This is a genomic window from Candidatus Binataceae bacterium, assembly GCA_036495685.1.
Taxonomy (GTDB): Bacteria; Desulfobacterota; Binatia; order Binatales; family Binataceae; genus JAFAHS01.
The window spans coordinates 1-20,144 of record DASXMJ010000115.1; the positions used below are offsets into that span (position 1 = coordinate 1).

The following is a 20,144-nucleotide window of genomic DNA, read 5'->3' on the forward strand; positions in this document are numbered from 1 at the left end:
CCTTACGGCGCTTGCTCTACTGGCACACGGCAACGGCGTCAACCGTATACCACTGGATTAGAATCCACTCGCGCATGTAAAGCGAGGTCTGTGCGTTGGTAAGCTTGCCCTGGCACTGTGACACGAGCTGCGAGTTGGCCACCTCGGTTATACCGTCCGGGGTAGTGAGGTGAAGTATGCCGTAATCGCCCGTCGATACCCGCACGGTCTGCCCGCTCCCCGCACGGTCGCTGATAGCGCTGGATCTGAGCCAAACGCAGCCGGAGAGCATTACACTCAGGCCGAGGAACATCGTGGTCGTTTTAACGAGAGAATTTTTCATAACCGTTTTCCTCCTTTGGAAAGAAGATGCTCGCCTCTACTCACTGACCCACCGGAACCAGTTCGACCCTACGATTCTGCGCTCTGCCTTCGGCAGTCTTGTTGGTCGCCACAAAGTTAGTTTTGCCGAAGCCTTGGGGAATCAGCCGATCTGCAGCAATACCCTTGCTCTCCAGATATTGCACCACCGCATTGGCACGACGCTTGGATAGACGCAGGTTGTATGCATAGGAGCCGATAGCGTCGGTGTAACCGTTCACCTCCACTTTCATATCCGGGTGGGCCCTCAGGGTCTCGGCGGCCTCATCTAGTACAGGCATATCCTCTGGGCGGATCTTCGCTTTATCGAAATCGAAGTGGACGCCGCGCAGTATTAGCTTCTCGTGTGACGGCGGAGGAGGTGGGGGAGGAGGCGGAGGTGGTGGAGGTGGAGGAAGACAAATCGCACTGGCCGATACTTTGTAGTACTGAAAGAGGAACCATTCGCGGAACTTAAGCTCGGTCGTCACGTTCGTGAGCATGCCGGTTGGACATGCCCGAACGAGATCCATGTTCGTGAACTCGGTCAGGTCACCAGGGACTGTAAGATGCAGAACTCCAAAGCTGCTCTCCACACCGGACACCGGCTGCCCGGATCCTTCGCGATCCATGATGGTGCTGGACTGGAGAATTTTGCAGCCCGAGACCGTCAAGCAGATAGCAACGGCCAACCCTACGAGAGAATCACGGTATTTCATGTTTCGACCCCTCTTCACGGCCCGCAAAGTCACAAACATGGCGGTCTATCCGACGAGTCGACACCAAGAGCGGCGCTTTTAGGCAAGTCTCCGTTGGAAGCTCCCCCTCAGTGCAAATACAGCCGCCAATCGCAGATTCAACGAGGCGACGGCATGCGGTTCGCTACACTTGATTGGTTGCAGCAGACTGGTGCCGTCGAATCTGCGCCAGAAAATCGAATCGAACACTACTCCAATGGATACCCTTTAGAAAGGGGGGGATTGGCGACAGGCCTCCTTTGATATTTGATTTTTGAAAGAAAAACATTTCGCTGCAAAACCCACTGGACTTACCTAATCTTCAGTAGCCTCATATTGTGCAAAAGGTCTTTTTAAATCGTTCAGGAATCCTGGCTTTACTTAGCGACATCGAATGCATCACATACATCCACGGATTGCTCTTATCGCCTCTCGTCGGGTGAACCTGCGCGGTTGGTAGACTCCGTCCGTGGGAGACGGGAAAGCAGCTTCTTGAGCCGTGAAGCCGCACGCCATGTTCGGCCAGAATATCCGCGGCGAGTTGTCGACTAATGCTCGAAGCGAGCGATTATGGAAGACCTACAAAGGTTCGAACCGTTGACTAAGACGATCAGCTAGCAGGTGAAACAAGGGGTAATGGATAAAGGTTGTGTAGCGATGGACTCTTGAAACCGGAGTGCATTCCACTCCTTCGTGTCGAACGTTCTGCGGAATTCAGAGGACCGTTCTAGTGTGATTGGTATAGTTCCTCCCAATTAGTTGTCAGTTCCACGGAGCCTGAAGCGGTCCTGCGACCGCATAGATCTTCGAGGTCTGACAGCTCAGGTGCGGAAGGCTGATTGACGGAGAGTCGGGGTTTCCGTTGGGCGTTTCGATTGGCGAAAACTACTATCGCGAATAGGAATCAGGTCCCCGGTCGTCGGAGCCAGATCAAGATTCCGAATATAGTCGACTTCCCTCAAAACACTTCGGATATTGGTTTGTAGCGCCGATTCCTTGTTTTCGCCTATCTGGATGCTTGGTGCGGACCATCAGATGGAGGGTCAGCCGCGGCATTTTAGCGCGCAGCTCATCTACGGACGCCCGCGACGGGGCATGTCATTTCTGGAGAAACGACCGCTCCAGTTCTTCGATCGCTATCGACTGGAATGCCCGCGTATTTCCCCTGGTGTACCGAGCGCAAGTATAGATGAGGAATCCCAGGGCGAGGGTGCTGCGCGGTGCACACCAGGGTTTTGCAGCACCCTCGCCTCTCTCCACTCCACCTCGGCCGTTGCTGCCGCTTACTGGACCGGATCGCTGGTTGCGGCGGCAGCCGTGGAAGTTTGGGCCTGAGAAGTTTGGGACCGATAGGATGCGGTGGTTTGTGGTGCAGGAAGGCCAATCACGGCCTGAGAAACCTGCGACGGCGACGGTCCATTGGTCACGTCCGCGGACCAGGTGACAGTCGCCGGACACCATTGCCAGATGCCCAGCGTCAGGATCTCGGTAAACGAAGCGGGGATGCACGCGCTCTTGTCGACCACGACATCGCGATTGGCCAGTTCGGTGGTCGGACCGCATCGGTTCAGGTAATCCTCAGGCTTCAAGTTGCGCAGGTCGGCGTGAGGCGAGAAGAAGGCGACCACCGGAATGGGAATCGCGGCGACCGAAGAGGCATCGACGTTTTCGCTGCCTTGGCAGTGACTCACCACGTTGCGAGGCGCGCTGGGTTCATCGTGGACGATGGTGTCGACACATCCCGCGAGCGCGCTCATCGATATTCCCATCGCAAGTACCGTTAAAAGATGACCAGTACGGATTGTCCTCATCTGATTCCCCTCGATTACGCTTTGTACCTTCCTTTCTTCGAGACCGACGGTGGCTTAAGCCCAATCAACGTGCCAGCCTTGGGTGGTCGGGAAACTCACTCAAACGACGTAAAAACCTGCAAAGCGGCTGCGGCGCGCATGTAAAATTTGGCCTCTTACAAATGAGCAAGTTGCTGTCGTCAACATAGCTAGAATAGGAAATCCGCGGAGGGCGAAATGCGACGTCGACGGAGGTAAATCAGCGCAGTCGGCTGGTGCCCGACATTTGTCACATAGCGACCTATTGACTGATGGAAACAAGGATCGAGCAGGCTATACGCAACAACGCTCAATGGTGTCATAGCGTATGTCGCGCGCACGGTAGACCTGGCGAGTTCTTTGACGAAATTTGGATCAATCGCGCGCCGCTGCCGCGTTTCTATCCGAATGCACAGACACTCGCCGAGCGGAGTTCACCACGACAACTCAAGTTAATCAGGGAGCTTATTGATCAAGGCTTGCCCACTGGCTGGGCCGTCAAAGATAGTTTTGCATCGCTTGATCTGACTACTTGTGGATTCACTGTGCTGTTTGATGCGCAGTGGATCTATCTGACCCAGGAGCGATTAGGGGCGGTAAGGTCGGCCTCGGCTCCCGAGCTGCGATGGGAAATGGTGCGAGCGAGCCAAACACTCGCCGAATGGGAACGCGCCTGGTGCGAGGCGAACTACGACACCACCCGCGCGCGCGTCTACCTACCCGTGCTACTGGAAGACCGCGATGTCGCCATTCTTGCGGCCCGTCGCGGCGACCATATCGTCGCTGGCGCCATCGGGAACAGGAGCGCCGGCGTCATCGGATGGTCGAACGTGTTTGTTAAGCCGGGGCGCGATTTACGCGAGTGTGTCGCGGGGTCGCTGCGAATGCTGTCGGAAATCTTTCCGGGCCTGCCGGTGGTGGGCTACGAAGGGGGCGATGCGCTGCGTGACGCCCTGTTAAGCGGCTTCGAGGCGATAGGTCCGCTGCGGGTGTGGATTTTCGGGAGCTCTCCATAGCGTGGAACAAGGCGCCTGAGGTGGTCCGATGAGCGAGTCCAGTGTCGAAGGCGGATGTTTGTGCGGATCGATAAGGTACCGGGTCCGTGGCACACCGCTTTCAAGCGGCGTCTGTCATTGCCGGTCATGCCGGAGAGCAGCGGGAGCGCCCATGTTGCCCTATGTCACCTTTCCGATCACCCATTTTAGCTTGCTCAAAGGACAGCCCGCAGAGTTTCACTCATCGGCTCCCGTGACACGCAGTTTCTGCGCTCGCTGTGGAACCTCGTTGAGCTACCGGCACGCGGACTATGCTGACCGAATCGACGTGATGAGTTGCAGCCTGGACGATCCGGACAAGTTTCCTCCGACTCTTCACATCTGGACGAGTCACAAACCCGGCTGGGTCCGAATCGTCGACGGTCTGCCTGCTTACGCGACTATCAAAGAAGCGGAAAGCTGATACCGTGATGCTCAAATAATCTGGCCGGCGCGGGCGTCGGTGTACTTGCCTCCATCGACGACCACCTTGCCGTTGACGATCACTTGCTCAATTCCCTGAGCGTGGCGGATGTAGCGATTGCCGCCGCCGGGGAAGTCGCTCACAAAAACTTCCTCGCCGCGCGCGATCGTCTTGGGATCGAACACCGTGAGGTCCGCCGCGGCGCCGAGCTTGATCCGTCCGCGATTCTTGATCCCCCACGCGTCGGCGGGTTCCGCCGTGAGACGATGCACCGCCCGCTCCATGCTCAGCTTGCCGAACTGGCGCACAAAGCGCGCCAGGAGGTCGCTGGTGTCGCCGGCGCCACAGAACTGCGAAACGTGTGCGCCGGCGTCGGATGCGCCGATGTGAATCGAGGGATGGTCGAGAATCTGCGCTACTACTTCAGGATCGCCATGGATGATGTTGTTGATTTGGAACTCGGTGCGCAGGTCATCCGCGACCGCAATGTCCAGCATCACCTCGGGAATCGGCTTGCCGAGCGCCTGGGCAATTTCCCGAAGCCGGCGTCCCTGGTATTCCCGGTTGGCGGGATGGTAGACCTCGCCCACCACCGAGCCGTTGAGCAACGGAAGTATCCGCTGCTCCGCGTCCTTGACCAGCTTGGCGCGCGCACCGCGATCGGCGAAGCCCGCTATACGCTCGGGCAACTCAAGCTGCATGAGCGCGTACCACGAGGGTAATCCATAGAGCAGGAACGACGTCTCTGAAAGCCGGATATTGATATTGAAGCTTCGCGGCATGGATTGCCCAAACACCTTGGCGCCACGCGCGCGCTGCTCATCGAGCTTCGCAAGGTTGCGCTTGTAGTTATCGGGGGCGGCCGGGCTGTATACGATCGGAGCTATAGTGCAAAACACGCCGCTGGCAAGACTCAGTTCGCCCAGCTCCTCGATGTTCTTGAGTTGCTGCTCCGGGTCGATGAAATAAGGGACCGTTTGCAGCGTGCCGCGCCCGCTCTTGGCCATCGCCTTACACAGCGCGGTTTTCTCCCGCATGTCAGCCAGCCGGCTCGGCACCGGGCGCAGGTTCTCGTCGATGTCCACGTACGATGTGGAAAGGCCGATCGCGCCCGCAGCCATCGCGCCTTCCATCAGTTCGCACATCGCTGCGATTTCCGCATCGGTCGCGACCCGTTCCTGGCTGTTTGCACCCATCACGTAGTAGCGCAGCGCGGAATGACCCACGAGCGCGCCGACGTTGATGCCCAAGCCGGGCCGGATAAAATCGAGGTACTCGCCGAAGCTTTCCCACTTGAACGGGACCCCTGCGTCGAAGGTCGGTTCCTTGATGTCCTCGATCTTGCCGAACATCCTGATGAGCTTGCGGCTCCCGCCCTCGCGCACCGGTGCGAGGCTGAGCGAGCAATTGCCTACCACCACCGTGGTCACGCCGTGCTCGAGACTGGGAGTTGCGAGGCGATCCCAGCAGAGTTGGGGATCGTAGTGGGTGTGTACGTCGATGAAGCCGGGGCTCAGAGTGTGCCTGCGCACGTCGATCTCGCGAGCGGCCGTGCCGCTAAATGCACCGACCGCGACGATCTTTCCATCGCTGACCGCGACGTCGCCTTCGAAGGCAGCTGTTCCGGTACCATCCACGATTTGTGCGTTACGAATTGCTAGGTCTGCCTGACTCATAGCCTCGCTCCTGTTACTGGACCGCATGCCGACCTTTCGGTTTTAGTTGAGCGGCTGCACCGCCCGCCGTAACTGTAATCGGTCCTAATTGCCGAATCGGCGTTTCAGCCAATCGATGATTTTGTCGTTTACCTCGGCGGGACGCTCCTGCTGCACCCAATGTCCCGCCTTCTCGATGTTGTGCATCTCCAGGTCCGAGCACAGGGCGGGCATTCCCGCTGCCATCTGGGGCCGTAGTGCGATATCCCAACCTGCGGTTATCATCAGGCATGGCAGGCTCAATTTGTTTACGCCGATCTCCGGGTGCTCGCGCGCGTTGCGCTCGATGTTGCGGTACCAATTTATTCCGCCGCGAAAGCCGGTCCGCTCGTAGGTCTGCACGTAAGTGTCGAGCTCCGCGGACGTGACGATCGACGGCGCATTTGCCGCAAGCTCCTCGATGCGCCGGAACGGATTCATGTCCAATTCACCGCTGGCCATCATCTGGCTGGTCGCTACCAGCGGATCGATCGGCGCGCGCATCAGCCGGTCGAAGATCAGACGCGCCTTCGGATCCATCACGGCTTCGGCGCGGCCCGGTTCTTGGAACCACAGGATATAAATCCTCTCGTCTTTGCCGCCGACCAGCGCGCGCATCTGCGCAAGCGGTGGAAAGGCGATGTAAGGGGTGCACACTCCAATCACTCCGGCGGTACGCTCGGGATACATGACCGGCATTGCCCAGGCGATGAAGCCGCCCCAGTCATGACCCACAAAGATCGCTCGGTGGATCCTCAACGCGTCAAGTAACCCCACGAGGTCCCCGGTCAGCTCGCTGATACCGTAGTCGGTAACCGCCGCCGGCGCGCTGGAGCCGCCGTAGCCCCGCTGGTCCGGCGCGATAGCGCGAAACCCCGCTGCGGCAACCGCGGGAAGTTGATGACGCCACGAATAAGCGAGTTCCGGAAAGCCATGGCAGAAAACCACGGCCGGTCCAGAACCGGCCTCGTACACCGCCAGGCTTATCGCAGGCCGATTGACGTGCTCGGGTAATGCGATCGTGCGCGGGGCTGGCCAGTTCAGGTTGGACATTTGCGCCTTCCCATCAATGTTTCAGCTGCTGCTTGGCGGCCTGTTCTGCAAAGTGCTTTTGCACGGTCTCGGTTGCCGCCGAAATCGCCTTTCCGATGAGCTCCTGGTTGTGGTCGGTGAACCACTGCAACGAGGCGGCGCGCGCGATGTTCGATTCATTGAAGCGTGGCAAAACGTGGCGCGCGAACAATTCGTAGGATCGCTTGGTTGCGTCGAAATTCGCCCAGTTGTGGGCGAGCAGCAGGATGCATCCGAAGCCGCCGGATTGCTTCTCCAGCCCCTCGATCATCGCACACGCATCGTCAGGAGTACCGATAACCGCGCGTCCTGATTCAACCATCGCCTCCGCAGGGTCTTTGGCGCCGAGGTCATCACCGCTTGCCGTGGGATTAATGCTGGCGAAGTAGTGGACCCACTTATGGAGGCCGAACTTGATGTCGCGCATTGCCTGCTCGCGGCTTTCCGCCAGATGCATCGGCGCAACCAGGCGGAGCACCGAGCGATCCATCTCGCGCCCATTCTCCCGCGCGATCTCACAGGCCACCTGCCAGTTGGTGCCCAGCACGTCATAGCCGGCCTGCTGTGACGCGGCCACGCAGAGCATTCCCAATCCGTGGCGCCCCGCAAGCTTCCCGCCCGACGGGGTGAAGGTGCTCGCGACCGCAAAATCTGGGCGCGGACGTGTGTACGGCAGAACCTGGCAGCGCGCTTCTTTGAGTGTGTACCACTCGGTTTGCTCGGTCACGACTTCTCCGGCGATGAGGCGCAGGATCACGTCGAGCGACTCGCTCATGCGATCCCGCTGCTTGGGCACCGGAACACCCAGCATTTCTGCGTCGGATGGAAGCAGCCCGGGTCCGACGCCGAACATCGCGCGGCCGCGCGTCATGTGATCGAGCTGGATCGCGCGATTGGCGACCATCAGCGGATGATGATACGGCAGCGAGATGACGCCGGTGCCAAGCCGGATGCGCTGGGTGCGCTCGGCGGCCGCGGCAATCATCAGTTCCGGCGAGGCGATGATTTCGTAGCCCGCGGAATGATGCTCGCCGATCCACGCTTCGTCGAAACCTATGTGATCGAGATGTTCGATGAGTTCGATATCGCGCCTGAGCGCAAGGGTGGGATCCTCGTCCACTGGGTGAAAGGGCGCCAGGAAGATGCCGCAGCGCATGCGGTTTGGTCGTATGGCAATCATCTAAACTTCTCCTAGTTGGCAATGGGATCGGCCGGATAGGCCGGAATTGCGTCGGGATCGGCCGCCGGGAGCGGCGGTCGCTGCAACAGCTCATTTACCGCGGCCAGAAATGCCCCGTCCGTCATTAGCGACTCGGGTGGGCGATTGAGGTTAAGAACATCGAACAGCGGCTCGGCAATCGTCGGATGGTCTGCGCCTTCGCGAAAAATTCGTTCCCAGGCCGGACTACCGAATCCTTCGTCGGCCTCCGCCTTGCCCTCCTTGAGGGCGAGTGCCTGCCGGTCGCGCGCCACCGAGAGCGCCCACGGTTGCCTCACGAACTCGGCTTGCCGCTTAAAGAAGGTGGCGGGAAATGCGGCATTGGCCGAATCCATCTCGCCGAGAAGCTGGCGCAGGATCTGCGCGCAGACCGCGGCGCTGGTCATGCCCTGTCCATAGACCGGATTGAACGCGCATACGGCGTCGGCCACGCAGATGAAGCCCGCCGGTCCATCCCAGTGTTCGTAGTGATTCCAGATGTTCTGCATCCCGCGGCGGTGGAAAATCTGGTAGATAGGCTTCGAGATCGCCAGCGCATCCGCCACGATTGGAGATCGCAGCCTGGCGCAAAGCGCTGCGAACGACTCGTGGTCCGCCGGGAGCTGGCGCCCACCCCACGACGCCAGCGTGAGCAGGAAGCGGTCGTTCTCGATCGGCAGTAGCAGGGCGAAATAGTAATCCTCCGGCCGCTTGGGTTGGGAGGAGGGGTTGAGAAATATTCCCTTCCACCACCAGTGCGCCGGCCGTTGACTTGCAGGCGGCGCCTGGTACCAGCAGGTGCTGTATCCGGCGTCGGCATCAATCTCCTCCCGCTCAATGGCGGGAAACCCGAGCCGCTGGACCCATTGGTGAGCGCGCGAGCTGCGCCCGCTGCAATTAACTACCAGGTCGGCATCGATATGACTGGTCAGTTGCGCGCCGACTTCGCGCGCTGAAACTCCCGCAATCCGGTGGGGATCTCCCGCAGCGGGAAGCAAGTCGATTGCCTCAACTCGCTCCACAATTGTTACGCGCGGATCGAACCGGATTCGATCCCGAATCACGCTCTCGATCAGCAGTCGACTCGCACACAGCATCACGTGCCCCGTGCGCCGGCGCGTCGACCAACGATCGGGCTGCAAAGCGGCAAGGTCTACCCCGGCATCGAGGTTGAGCGCGCCGCGCTCGCGAAGAGCATCGTCCCATCCGGGGAACAATGCCTCCAACTCGCGCCGCCCGCGATCGAGCATCACGTGCGGATGGCGGCTCTGTGGGACACCCTTGCGATGGGCCGCGTCTTTGGGCAACGCATCGCGCTCGAGCAGCGTCACGCGCTCGAAGTGTTGGGACAGAACGCGTGCCGCGCACATCCCTCCAATACCGCCGCCTATCACGACGGCATGCTTTGCAGTCAATCTAGCAACACTCCTCACCTTGCCTGGACGAGCGCGGAAATCGCCGCGCGCGCCAGCGCGGTCCGTTCGTTGAGGGGCACCATCCGGGAAGTTCAGATCCGGTATAGAGCTGCCACAGTCTGCCCCGCCAGCTTTGTCGCGGCGGCCGCCGGCATTTCGGCTAGCAGCTCCTTCAGCTCCCTCATGTATTGGCCACCGTGGTCCGCGTGCGGAAAATCGCTCGCCCAGAAAAATCGATCTTCGCCGACGAACCTGATCAAGCCGGCAATCGCGCGCTCGTCGGGGTCGGCACTAAGCCAGCATTGGGTGCGGATGTAGTGACTGGGTGGATTCTTCAGCGGCGCGCGATTGATCGGCACTTCGTAAAGGGCATCCATCCGATCAACCCAGTAGCCAATCCATCCCGCGCCCGATTCCAGAACCACCGCCTTGAGTTTGGGAAATTTGTCGAACACCCCGAATGAAAACAGGGTGGTGAATGCGGTCTGCGCCGCGTGGCAAGCCATGATCTGCTGATACCAGATCGAAGTGCGCAGGTCGGTGAAGCGCCGTGACGCGAGGCTTTGCGGCTCAAAAGTCGGATGAATCGCGAAGGGAACATCGAGTTCCTGGAACTTTGCGAACAGCGGATCATGGTCGGGATGACCATGCGCGCGGCGCGCATGATTGAAGGGAGCCACGAATGCGCCGCGGCACCCGTCGTTCACGGCACGCTCCAGCTCGCTGACCGCGGCCGGAATGTCCGACAGCGACAGATGCGCGATTGGAATCAGCCGCCCGCCGGAATCGCGGCAGAAGTCGGCGATCCAGCGGTTGTAGGCGCGACAATATGCGTTGGTAATCTCGGGATCTTCAACCTCCGCCTCCCACAACAACCCGATCGTCGGGTACAGAATCGCCTTGTCGATGCCATCCGTGTCGAGGAGCTGCAACCTCTCCTTGGCATTCATCGATCCAAACGGTGCCGAGTTCACGTAGGTGCGCTCCGGCGATGGTGTGAGCTGCTGCGCGGGGCGGCCCATCGCACCGAGGGTGTGCAGGATGCCGTGGCGCAGCATCTGCGCGGGGCGGCCGTCATATTCGAGATACTCAAGTCCCTGGTCGTCGAGCTTCACCCGGATCGCGCGCGGTCGATATTTGTCCTCGAGATACTGGTCCCAGAGTTGCGCGGACTCCAGGATGTGCCCGTCCGCGTCGATTATCAGTTGGTCTTCCGGCATAGCTCGAAACCTAGAGGTTGTAGCAGCGCATCACGTTCTCGCCCATCACGCCGCGGCGCGCTTCCGGTGACATCGGCCCGACCATTCGTTCCAGTGCGTCGAGATACTTGCCCCCATGGTCGGGATGAGGAAAGTCACTGGCCCAGAAAAAACGGTCCCGTCCGACGTAGTCGACCACGTACGCGGTCGCCTGCTCGTCGGGATCGCCCGAAATCCACACCTGCGAGCGCACATACTCGCTGGGCTTCCTCTTGAGCGGAATCGTTCGGCCCATCCAGGTTGCGTAGCCTTCATCCATGCGATCCATCCAGAACCCGAGCCACGAAGAACCCGATTCCAGGATCACGAGGCGCAGCTTGGGAAATTTGTCGAACACGCCGAATTGAAAGAAGGTCGAAAGCGGCTGCTGCAGAATCTGCGATGCCATCACGCCGATCAGGGGCATTCGTTCCATGCCGTGGAATCGCGCTCGATTCAATCCGCGCGGCTCGAAAGTCGGATGAAGCGCGAGCGGAACGTCGAGCTCCTCGGCGGCGGCGAACACTGGGTCGTGATCCGGATGGCCGTGCGGCTTGTGCGTAATGGTGAACGGTGCGACGAACGCGCCGCGGCAGCCATCCTTGACCGCGCGCCTGAATTCCTCGGCCGCCGCCTTGGGGTTGCCCAGTGAAAGGTGTGCAATCGGTATCAGACGGTCGCGGTAGGGCCTGCAGAAATCCGCGATCCATCGGTTGTAGGCGCGGCAATAAGCCTGGGAGAGCTCGACGTCTTCAACTTCGGCTTCCCATAAAATGCCAAGGGTCGGATAGAGCACCGCCTTGGCGAGGTTCTCCTTGTCGAGCAGCGCGACCCGTTCTCTTGCGTCCATCGAGCCGAACGGGGCGCATCCGACGTAGGTGCGCTCGGCGGCCGGCCGCAGCTCGTCCTGCGCGCGGCCCATCCCGCCAAGCGCCGCAAGGAATCCAGGCTGAGCCATCTGCGAGAGCTTGCCGTCGTATTGGAGACATTCCAGTCCTTTGTCGTTCTTGACGAGCTTGATGGCGCGCGGCTGGTACTCGGCCTCCAGATACTTTTCCCAGAGATCGGGCGGTTCGAGGATATGACCGTCCGCATCAACGACAAGTTCTTTTGATGGCATCGGTTTGGCCCTCCTGCGCGGACTTAAACTCTCTGCTTCAAACGCTCATCGGGCCGCCGCGGCGCTTTCCGCTTCCACCACCGTTACGTGCGGATTCAACTTCGGCATGACGTGCTTGCCGATGAGATCGATCGTCTGCAGCACCTTGTCATGCGGTATCGCACCGACCTGCACCAGCATGAGAAGTAAGTCGACGCCGGCAGATTCATACATTTTCGCGACCTTGAGGCAGTCCTCGGGATCTCCGACCATGACCGCACCCGCATCGATGCGCTTGTTGAGATCTTCGGTGGACAGCCGATAGTCGCCGAGCGCGACCGCGGCTTCCGCCATCTTCTTGTAATACTCGTAGCCTCTGACCTCGCGCTTGGCGAACGGCGTGAACAGCTCGGCACCTTTGCGGGTCGTGAAATCGATCGCGTCCTTGCCGTAGCGCATCGCCTCTTCGCGGGTGGGAGCGCACACGCAAACGGTGGCAGCCGCTGTACGCGCGTTGATGAAAGAGCCCACCGGCTCGCAGTTCTTGAGCGCGTTGCGGTAGGTGGTGACCAACTTGTCGAGTACTCCGGGCTCGGAAATGCCAAATCCCAGCGCCCCGATTCCCTTATGCCCGGCCACTTCCCAGGTGGTGGGTTGAGTCGCCGCAACCCACATCGGCGGATGCGGCTTCTGTATCGGTTTGGGGATGATTTCCCGCTCCGGCATTTTGAAAAACTTGCCGTCCCAGGAGAAGGTCGGCTGCGTCCACATTTTGGGAATCGCCGCGATGGCTTCCTCCCACATTGGGCGCGAATCCTCCGGGTGCACCTGGAAGCCATCGAGCTCGGCCTCGGTGATGGACCGCCCGCTGCCGAACTCGACCCGGCCATTGGACATGATATCGAGGACCGCGATTCGCTCCGCCACGCGGGCCGGATGATTGAAGGGGATCGGCAGCAGGCAGACGCCGTGGCCAAGCCGAATGCGCGACGTCACCTGGCTGAGCGCGCCGTACCAAACTTCGGGCGCCGACGAGTACGACCATTCGCTCAGAAAGTGATGCTCGACCGTCCACACCGAGTGGTAGCCGAGGCGGTCGGCCAGTTTCACCTGCTCGGTCGCCTGATGGTAGATGTCGTACATGAAGCCCTCGTAGTGGGGCCGGCTTCTCTGGATCTCGTACTGTAGGGCGAATTCCATATTCTCTCCTTCGGCTTGCGCCGCCCGCCTGTCGAAGGCCAAGCGTGTGCTAATTCCGGGAAGTACTATGGTAAATGAGCGTTTACCGTATCTCTCAGAAGCGTAGTAAATGACCGTTTACTTGTCAACGGATTGTGCGTCATTATGGCGCAAGCATGGCCATTCGAGGAGCTTCCCTGGATACCGCAACGGGGCGCACGCGATCAAAGTTGCCAAGGCCGGCCAAGGCCGGTTCGGCGGCAAATGAGCGACATCACGCCGCCCTTGAGGCCACCACCCGCGAGCGCATCCTCGCCTCCGCTACCCGGCTCTTCGCGGAGAAAGGCTTCGGCGGCGCATCGATGCCTGCGATCGCCAAGGCTAGCGGGATTACCGCGGGCGCGATCTACAAGCACTTCGAGGGGAAGGGCGAACTGCTGCACGAGGTGGTGACGCGCTCGTTTCTGTCAAGCCCGCTGTTCGCGCACAACTCCGAGCGGGGCAACGACGCGACCGCGCTGGCACGTCTGGCCGCGGCGTACACCGAACCCGCGTTGAAGCTCGTGCGACAACTGTCAATTGAAGTGCATTCGGCTGCCGCCCGAGATGCCAAGGTCAGGCAATTGCTGACCAAGTCGGATCAGCTTGCCATCGGGCAAATCAGCGCCGGCATTGCAAGCGCGCAGAAGGCCGGTGAACTAGATCCCACCTTGGACCCCGATCATGTCGCCCGCGTGTTCTGCATCTTGATCATGGGGCTCATCCACATGGACACTCTGCTCCCGGATCTGGTCGGAGATGGTTCCTGGCGCGAGTTCATCCGCGAACGGGCCGCTTTGCTGATCGGCGTTTGCTGAGTCGACTGCCTTCGAAGAGCAGTTGGTGTTCCTGAACCGGCGACGGGTTTGAGTTGCGCCTCCGTGCGGTAATCTATCCCGGCTCTTCCACCGCCTTGCGCAGCTTCTCTTGGTAGTAGTTCGCCAACCCTTCGAGCACCGGAGCCACCTCGCCGGTGATCGACGAACCATGCATGATCGCAATGGTGCGCGGTTTGAGTGCGGCCAGGCTGCGGACCGTCGCGGGCGTTTCGGTGGTGATTGCGATGGCGCGGAACCTCTCTTCCGCAATCAGTGCCCCCGCCAGGATGTCATCGGTCGCAAGCGCGGGGCCGTCACCGAATTGAAAAAGCAAATCGCTGCTGAACAGGGTCCGGGTGGTTTCCTCGAAGATGAGGCCGGCATCCCAGCAGTGCGGAACGTGCGGCGTGTCGATGCGGGTGGCGCGCTTGCCCCCCAAATCGATCGCCTCCCCGTTCTTGAGCGCCCGCGGAGCACGAACGGCCGTATCGTTCAGCCAGATGTTACATCCGATCCGTCCATGAGCCGCGGTCGCGTTGGGCGCCGCGGCGAGCCATTCATTCAGCGAGCCGCATTCGTCCGACTCCACGTGGCTGAAGGTTATCCAGCGCAAGCGCTTCAGATCGATGATTCGTGCGGCGGTGGCGCAGACGCTGGGAAATAGAAAGCGCTGCCCGCAGTGGAACAGCAGCGGTTCGTCGGCATCGATGAGGAACTGGTTAAAGGAGATTCCGGCCGGCGGAGCGGTTTCGGGCACGAAGGTCGAGAGCCGATAAATACGATCCGCGATTTCATCGATGCGGGTTTCCATGTTGAACCTCCTGCCGGCGGACGGCTTTCTACATACTGTCTGTATGTTTTAAGGAGCGCAGGGCGTGACGGTCAAGACAGAATGGACACGTCTAACACAATTCCCATGCAGAACTGCTTTTGCGACGAGGCCTTGGGCGCTGCACCGCGGTGCTGAAAGCACAAACGAATACGGGGTCTGACCCCGACGCCTCGACCACCCCGGGATTTGGTGATGGGGTCGGAATCTCCGCTCGGCGCCCAGGCGGGGGCTGGCACCCTGTGCCGACCGACCCTCCCGCCCGCTTGCTGACCCTGCCCCGATTCTGAAATAAGCAAGAGTAAGAGACTTAAACGCAGCTTACCTGCCGGACCTCAGGTCCGGCCCGGGACCGGCCCGGAAGGGAGTGAGCGATGTACGATCTAATCATTCGCAATGGCACGATCGTTGATGGCAGCGGCATGCCGCGGTTTCGCGGCGACGTGGGAATCGCCGAGGGCAAGATAGCGGCGATCGGAAAAGTTCGCGAAAGCGCGCGTGAGACTATCGACGCTGATGGGCACATTGTCGCGCCCGGACTTATCGACGCTCATACGCACATGGATGCCCAAGTCTTCTGGGATGCGCTCGGCACCTGCTCGTGCTGGCACGGCGTTACCAGCGTGGTGATGGGCAACTGCGGCTTCTCGCTCGCGCCTTGCGGCGAAAAAGATAAGCTGTTGGTGATGCGCAATCTGGAGCGCGCCGAAGATATCTCGCCCGAAGCGATGGAGGCGGGAATCAAATGGTCGTGGACCACGTTTGCGGAATATCTCGATGCCGTCGAACGGCAGCCCAAAGGGATTAACTACGCCGCATACATGGGTCATTCGGCTCTCCGCACCTACGTGATGGGACAGCGCGCGTTCGATGAGCCGGCAACCACCGAAGATTTGCAGATGATGCGCGAGGAGCTGGGCAATGCGATCCGCGCGGGCGCGATCGGATTCACCACGTCGCGCACCACCAATCATCAGACCCCCGACGGTCGCCCGGTCGCCAGCCGAATCGCAAACTGGGACGAAGTTCGCAGCCTGGTCGGAGTGATGGGTGACCTGGGTGCGGGCATTTTCGAAATTGCCGGTGAGGATACCGGCGCCCAGGGCGCGCGGCTCGACGACTATCTGGCTCGGCTCAAAGCGCTCGCGATCGATACCTCCGTGCCGGTTACCTACGGCATGTTCAGTTCGCGCCGGGCTCCCGACTACTGGCGCCATTACTTCAAGCTCGCCGATGAGACCGCAGCCGCGGGCGGCAGAATGTTTATTCAGGTTCATAGCCGGTCGCTGAATATACTGCTGTCGTTCGAAACCATGATGCCGTTCGACCGGATTCCCGCATGGAAGGAGATTCGCAAGCTCCCGCTAGGCGAGCAGGAAGCTGCGCTGCGCAACCCCGAAACCAGACGCAAGCTAGTGGAGGCCGCACGCGAGCGCGGGGAGGCCGACCGGAGAGTCGGAGCGGAAGCCCGGTCCGCGAACTTCAAATGGATCTTTCCGCTGCTGCGCCCGACGCCGCCTCATCGATCGGTCGCGGAAATCGCGGATGCCGAGCACAAGGATCCAGTCGATGTAATCATCGATCTCGCGCTGGCGAAGAACCTCAAGCAGTTTTTCATGCAGACCCTGGTAAACGAGGATCAGGATCGCGTGCTGGAAATGATGAAGAATCCGCGCTCGGTGGTGACCTTCTCGGATTCGGGTGCACACGTGTCGCAGATCATGGATTCGTCTCTGCAGACACACGTGCTCAGCCACTGGGTGCGCGAAAAGCAGGCGCTCACCCTGGAGCAGGCCATCCGAATGATGAGCTTCGTTCCGGCCTATCACTGGGGCCTCAACGGTCGCGGTCTGCTCCGTGAGGGCAACTTCGCGGACGTGATGGTTTTCGATCCCGATAAGATCACGCCGAAGCTGCCGGAACTCGCCCACGACCTGCCTGCAGGTGCCAAGCGGCTCAAGCAAAAGTCCGAGGGACTGCTGGCCACGGTGGTGAATGGACAGGTGCTGCTACGCAACAACGAGCACACCGGCGCGCTGCCCGGCAAACTCCTGCGCGGCCCGCTGGCTGCCGACTGACACACGTCTTCAACTCATTGAGATGGGATGAAGGGTTTCCTGCTTCAGGCAGGAAACCCTTCTCATTTTCATCTCACTGGGCAGCTCGTCTTAGGGGAATCCCACCAACGGGAGCACACCCAGAGCGCAGGAACCGTTTGATTACCGGTTCTGAAGGTCCAAAATCTTTGCCACCGCGCGGGTCTCCCACCCCCTTCTGCACATGGTTTCGTCCAGCACTCAAATGTGCTCAAAATCCTGACTCGAACCCATTCGACAGACGGTCCTCAATCGTATCGCGGGAGCGTGCGTGGCAATGAGCGAGCAAAATTCAACCGACCCGGTTCTCGTCAGGCGCGAACCACCAATCGGATGGGTCGTGCTCAATCGTCCTGAGGTGCGCAACGCGCTTAATCTCCGGACCTGGCAACGAATCCCCGAGGCAATCACCCAGCTCGACCGCGACGAAGAGATCCGCGCGATCGTCATGACCGGCTCGACGCCCGAAGCTTTCATCGCCGGGGCTGATATTTCCGAATTTCCAGCGCTACGCTCCGATGCGTCACAGGCGCGCACCTACCGCGAAGCACCCAATCGCGCGATCAACTCGATGCTGGAAAGTGCCACCCCGATCGTCGCGATGATCTCGGGCGTGTGCATCGGAGGCGGGGTCCAGGTCGCGCTCGCCTGCGATATTCGCATCGCCGCGCGCGGAACCAGGATGGGAATTCCGGCGGCACGGTTGGGATTGGCCTACCCCCTCGAAGGCGTCATTGCACTCACCCAAACCGTGGGTCATGCCAACGCGCGCGATATTCTTTTCTCTGCGCGGCTGTTCGATGCCGATGAAGCGTTCGCCATGGGGCTCGTCAATCGGGTGGTGGAACCGCGGGAGCTCGAGTCGTGTGTGCGCGACTACGTGACCCGGATGGCGTCCAACGCGCCGCTCACCATCGAGGCTGCGAAAGCCACGATTCGTGAATGCATCAAGGATTCCGGCAAGCGCGATATCGAGGGCGTCGCCGAGCTGGTGGCGACGTGCTTCAACAGCGAAGATTACCGGGAAGGCGTGCGTGCGTTCCTCGAAAAGCGTCGTCCCAATTTCCGCGGCCGGTAGAAGTTAACAGCTCCCGGATCTGCCAGGAGGCCTGGGCCAATACAAACAGTCACGACTGTTTGCATCAGTCTGGAATGATGGTATAGGGGGAGCGACAAGGGTTCAGAAATGTCTAACCTTCAAGAAGAACGGAGCGCCGAGACGCGCCGACGATTGATGGATGCGACCGTCGCATGTCTCCATGAGCGAGGCTACGCGGGAACCACTACCGTCGAGATAGCGGCGCGGGCGGGGGTTTCGCGCGGCGCCCAGCTCCATCACTTTCCGACCAAGAATGAGTTGGTCGTAAAAGCTCTTGAGTACGTTTTCGATCTGCGCGCCGAAGAGGTGCGCATCTTATCGAGCGAGCTACCCGCCGGTAATCCGGTCAATCGGCTAGAGGGCCTGATCGATCTTTTATGGCCGGTGTTCAAAGGGCCGACCTTCTACGCCTGGCTGGAGCTGGTGGTTGCCAGTCGCACCGATCCGACGCTGCGAGAACTCGTGCTCACTGCCGGCCAGCGACTCACCGAGAAAATATGCCTTGGTTTCGGGCAGATCCTCGATTGGCCGGCGGGGCACGAGGAGGAATTGGACGCGCTTATCGATCTGGTGTTCGGCCAGCTTGAAGCGCTAGGGCTCGAGCGCGAACTGTACTCTGCCGCTGGCGACGATCCGCCGGCGTCTGTGAGGGCGATCTCGTGGCTTAAGAAATTGGCCACCTCGATTCTAGTTTCCGTCCGCTCATCGGATGATCCTAACTAAAAGGAGAAACAGACATGGCTGCTGCGACGCCATCGACTACCGACTCCGCCGGAATTTACTTCAACCCATGGGATGAGAGCTTCCGCGCAAACCCCTATCCGCACTATCAGCCGCTATTCGCCGGGCCTCCGCGGATCATCAACCTGGTAGTGGACATGGCGCTGGTCGCGCGCTACGCCGACGTCCGCGCGGTTCTGCTCGATCACGCAAATTTCTCCAGCGCGCAGCTCGCCACCAGCGGCTTCGAAGAGCAAAACAACCTCTTCGGCCATGACCCATCGATGCTCGTGGCGGATCCACCGGTGCACACTCGGCTGCGCAGGCTCGTGTCACGGGACTTCACGCCGCGGCGGATTCGTGAGCTGGAGCCCCGCATCCGCGAAATCGCCGCCCAACTCGTCGACACGGCCCAGCGCAAGGAAAGCCTCGATGTGATGGCCGACGTCGCGAACACACTGCCGGTGATGGTCATCGCCGAGATGCTCGGCGTACCCCCGGAGATGTACCAGACCTTCAAGCACTGGTCCGACAAGATCGTCGAGGCAGATAATGTGCTTCCCGGCATGCCCATGCCGGACGACATCAAGCTGGCGATGAGCGAGCTCAGGGACTTTTTCTCGACACAAATAGAGCAACGTCGCGGCAGGCCTGGACCGGACCTCGTGAGCGCGCTGTTCGCCGCTCATGAACAGAGCGAAGCCTTGAGCGCCGGGGAGCTACTGGCGTTCGTGATTCTGCTGCTCTTAGCCGGCAATGAGACCACCACCAACCTAATTGGCAACGGGACGCTAGCTTTGGGTCGTCATCCGGCTCAAATGTCACTGCTGCGTCAGAAACCTGAACTGATGCCGCGCGCGATCGACGAGATGCTCCGTTACGATGGTCCGGTGCAGTCCACGTTTCGGACCGCGATTTGCGACACCAACGTCGGCGGCACCGACATCAAGGCGGGCACCGGGGTCTTCGTGATGGTCGCGGCCGCCAACCGCGATCCCGCGCACTTCCCGGACCCCGACAAGTTCGACATCACCCGCGATCCGAATGACCACCTGGCGTTCGGCGAAGGCATACATTTCTGCCTGGGCTCGGGCTTGGCCAGGGTCGAGGGTTCGATCGCAATCGCAACCATGCTGGAACGTTTTCCCGGATTGCGTCTGGCGAATCCCGAGGCGCCGCTTAAGTACAAAGGCTCTTACTTCCTGCGGGGCCTGGCGCAGCTGGAAATGGCGATCGATTGATCCGCCTACGTAGCCAACCGACTGCACGCAGCCTCGTCACTGCGT

Annotated in this window: 18 protein-coding genes; 7 read left to right on the forward strand and 11 right to left on the reverse strand. The window is 60.4% G+C overall.

The window, feature by feature from the left end; genetic code table 11:
* Positions 1 to 16: 16 nt before the first annotated feature.
* From VGI36_11665 to VGI36_11675, 3 genes are all read right to left on the reverse strand, one after another.
* Positions 17 to 322 (reverse strand): hypothetical protein, encoded by a 306-nt coding sequence (locus VGI36_11665; GenBank protein HEY2485800.1) that lies wholly within the window; start codon positions 320 to 322, stop codon positions 17 to 19.
* Positions 323 to 362: 40 nt separating this feature from the next.
* Positions 363 to 1,058, reverse strand: coding sequence for an OmpA family protein (locus tag VGI36_11670; GenBank protein ID HEY2485801.1), 696 nt, complete (start codon positions 1,056 to 1,058; stop codon positions 363 to 365).
* A gap of 1,301 nt (positions 1,059 to 2,359) precedes the next feature.
* Complete coding sequence (locus VGI36_11675; protein ID HEY2485802.1) at positions 2,360 to 2,887, reverse strand: hypothetical protein; 528 nt, start codon at positions 2,885 to 2,887, stop codon at positions 2,360 to 2,362.
* A 563-nt stretch (positions 2,888 to 3,450) separates the two neighbouring features.
* Here VGI36_11675 and VGI36_11680 point away from each other — a divergent pair.
* Positions 3,451 to 3,921 carry a hypothetical protein gene (locus VGI36_11680; GenBank protein ID HEY2485803.1) on the forward strand — a complete coding sequence of 157 codons (471 nt, stop codon included), beginning with the start codon at positions 3,451 to 3,453 and terminating at the stop codon, positions 3,919 to 3,921.
* Positions 3,922 to 3,949: 28 nt separating this feature from the next.
* Positions 3,950 to 4,363 (forward strand): GFA family protein, encoded by a 414-nt coding sequence (locus VGI36_11685; protein HEY2485804.1) that lies wholly within the window; start codon positions 3,950 to 3,952, stop codon positions 4,361 to 4,363.
* Positions 4,364 to 4,374: 11 nt separating this feature from the next.
* On the opposite strand, the gene VGI36_11690 is transcribed toward VGI36_11685, so the two are convergent.
* The 7 genes from VGI36_11690 to VGI36_11720 all read right to left on the reverse strand — a co-directional run bounded on the left by VGI36_11690 (position 4,375) and on the right by VGI36_11720 (position 13,278).
* On the reverse strand, positions 4,375 to 6,039 hold the full coding sequence (locus VGI36_11690) for an amidohydrolase family protein (GenBank protein ID HEY2485805.1): 1,665 nt from the start codon (positions 6,037 to 6,039) through the stop codon (positions 4,375 to 4,377).
* 84 nt (positions 6,040 to 6,123) lie between these two features.
* Positions 6,124 to 7,110, reverse strand: a complete 987-nt coding sequence (locus VGI36_11695) for an alpha/beta hydrolase (protein ID HEY2485806.1) — start codon at positions 7,108 to 7,110, stop codon at positions 6,124 to 6,126.
* A gap of 13 nt (positions 7,111 to 7,123) precedes the next feature.
* Positions 7,124 to 8,308 carry an LLM class flavin-dependent oxidoreductase gene (locus VGI36_11700; protein HEY2485807.1) on the reverse strand — a complete coding sequence of 395 codons (1,185 nt, stop codon included), beginning with the start codon at positions 8,306 to 8,308 and terminating at the stop codon, positions 7,124 to 7,126.
* Positions 8,309 to 8,319: 11 nt separating this feature from the next.
* Positions 8,320 to 9,741: an NAD(P)-binding protein gene (locus VGI36_11705; protein HEY2485808.1), complete on the reverse strand. Its 1,422-nt coding sequence runs from the start codon at positions 9,739 to 9,741 to the stop codon at positions 8,320 to 8,322.
* A 92-nt stretch (positions 9,742 to 9,833) separates the two neighbouring features.
* Entirely contained in the window at positions 9,834 to 10,961 is a 1,128-nt protein-coding gene (locus tag VGI36_11710) for an amidohydrolase family protein (GenBank protein ID HEY2485809.1), read from the reverse strand.
* 10 nt (positions 10,962 to 10,971) lie between these two features.
* The gene (locus VGI36_11715; protein ID HEY2485810.1) at positions 10,972 to 12,099 is read right to left on the reverse strand and encodes an amidohydrolase family protein; all 1,128 of its coding nucleotides are present in this window, start codon (positions 12,097 to 12,099) and stop codon (positions 10,972 to 10,974) included.
* A 45-nt stretch (positions 12,100 to 12,144) separates the two neighbouring features.
* Positions 12,145 to 13,278, reverse strand: a complete 1,134-nt coding sequence (locus tag VGI36_11720; GenBank protein HEY2485811.1) for an LLM class flavin-dependent oxidoreductase — start codon at positions 13,276 to 13,278, stop codon at positions 12,145 to 12,147.
* Between the two features lie 155 nt (positions 13,279 to 13,433).
* Here VGI36_11720 and VGI36_11725 point away from each other — a divergent pair, with 155 nt between their 5' ends.
* Positions 13,434 to 14,114 carry a helix-turn-helix domain-containing protein gene (locus tag VGI36_11725; GenBank protein HEY2485812.1) on the forward strand — a complete coding sequence of 227 codons (681 nt, stop codon included), beginning with the start codon at positions 13,434 to 13,436 and terminating at the stop codon, positions 14,112 to 14,114.
* A 73-nt stretch (positions 14,115 to 14,187) separates the two neighbouring features.
* Here the strand turns inward: VGI36_11725 and VGI36_11730 are convergent, their stop codons facing one another.
* On the reverse strand, positions 14,188 to 14,925 hold the full coding sequence (locus VGI36_11730) for a hypothetical protein (protein HEY2485813.1): 738 nt from the start codon (positions 14,923 to 14,925) through the stop codon (positions 14,188 to 14,190).
* 392 nt (positions 14,926 to 15,317) lie between these two features.
* Between VGI36_11730 and VGI36_11735 the strand changes: the two genes are divergently transcribed.
* From VGI36_11735 to VGI36_11750, 4 genes are all read left to right on the forward strand, one after another.
* A complete protein-coding gene (locus VGI36_11735) occupies positions 15,318 to 17,021 on the forward strand; it encodes an amidohydrolase family protein (GenBank protein HEY2485814.1) in 1,704 nt (567 codons plus the stop codon).
* A 295-nt stretch (positions 17,022 to 17,316) separates the two neighbouring features.
* Positions 17,317 to 18,117, forward strand: coding sequence for an enoyl-CoA hydratase (locus VGI36_11740; GenBank protein ID HEY2485815.1), 801 nt, complete (start codon positions 17,317 to 17,319; stop codon positions 18,115 to 18,117).
* A 108-nt stretch (positions 18,118 to 18,225) separates the two neighbouring features.
* The gene (locus tag VGI36_11745) at positions 18,226 to 18,861 is read left to right on the forward strand and encodes a TetR/AcrR family transcriptional regulator (GenBank protein ID HEY2485816.1); all 636 of its coding nucleotides are present in this window, start codon (positions 18,226 to 18,228) and stop codon (positions 18,859 to 18,861) included.
* A 14-nt stretch (positions 18,862 to 18,875) separates the two neighbouring features.
* Positions 18,876 to 20,099, forward strand: coding sequence for a cytochrome P450 (locus tag VGI36_11750; GenBank protein HEY2485817.1), 1,224 nt, complete (start codon positions 18,876 to 18,878; stop codon positions 20,097 to 20,099).
* Positions 20,100 to 20,144: the final 45 nt, after the last annotated feature.

Bases quoted from the DNA above. Each gene is read 5' to 3' on its own strand.
- VGI36_11665 (HEY2485800.1), bottom strand. From the start codon at position 322: ATGAAAAATTCTCTCGTTAAAACGACCACGATGTTCCTCGGCCTGAGT.
- VGI36_11670 (HEY2485801.1), bottom strand. From the start codon at position 1,058: ATGAAATACCGTGATTCTCTCGTAGGGTTGGCCGTTGCTATCTGCTTG.
- VGI36_11675 (HEY2485802.1), bottom strand. From the start codon at position 2,887: ATGAGGACAATCCGTACTGGTCATCTTTTAACGGTACTTGCGATGGGA.
- VGI36_11685 (HEY2485804.1), top strand. From the start codon at position 3,950: ATGAGCGAGTCCAGTGTCGAAGGCGGATGTTTGTGCGGATCGATAAGG.
- VGI36_11690 (HEY2485805.1), bottom strand. From the start codon at position 6,039: ATGAGTCAGGCAGACCTAGCAATTCGTAACGCACAAATCGTGGATGGT.
- VGI36_11695 (HEY2485806.1), bottom strand. From the start codon at position 7,110: ATGTCCAACCTGAACTGGCCAGCCCCGCGCACGATCGCATTACCCGAG.
- VGI36_11700 (HEY2485807.1), bottom strand. From the start codon at position 8,308: ATGATTGCCATACGACCAAACCGCATGCGCTGCGGCATCTTCCTGGCG.
- VGI36_11710 (HEY2485809.1), bottom strand. From the start codon at position 10,961: ATGCCGGAAGACCAACTGATAATCGACGCGGACGGGCACATCCTGGAG.
- VGI36_11715 (HEY2485810.1), bottom strand. From the start codon at position 12,099: ATGCCATCAAAAGAACTTGTCGTTGATGCGGACGGTCATATCCTCGAA.
- VGI36_11720 (HEY2485811.1), bottom strand. From the start codon at position 13,278: ATGGAATTCGCCCTACAGTACGAGATCCAGAGAAGCCGGCCCCACTAC.
- VGI36_11725 (HEY2485812.1), top strand. From the start codon at position 13,434: ATGGCCATTCGAGGAGCTTCCCTGGATACCGCAACGGGGCGCACGCGA.
- VGI36_11730 (HEY2485813.1), bottom strand. From the start codon at position 14,925: ATGGAAACCCGCATCGATGAAATCGCGGATCGTATTTATCGGCTCTCG.
- VGI36_11735 (HEY2485814.1), top strand. From the start codon at position 15,318: ATGTACGATCTAATCATTCGCAATGGCACGATCGTTGATGGCAGCGGC.
- VGI36_11740 (HEY2485815.1), top strand. From the start codon at position 17,317: ATGAGCGAGCAAAATTCAACCGACCCGGTTCTCGTCAGGCGCGAACCA.
- VGI36_11745 (HEY2485816.1), top strand. From the start codon at position 18,226: ATGTCTAACCTTCAAGAAGAACGGAGCGCCGAGACGCGCCGACGATTG.
- VGI36_11750 (HEY2485817.1), top strand. From the start codon at position 18,876: ATGGCTGCTGCGACGCCATCGACTACCGACTCCGCCGGAATTTACTTC.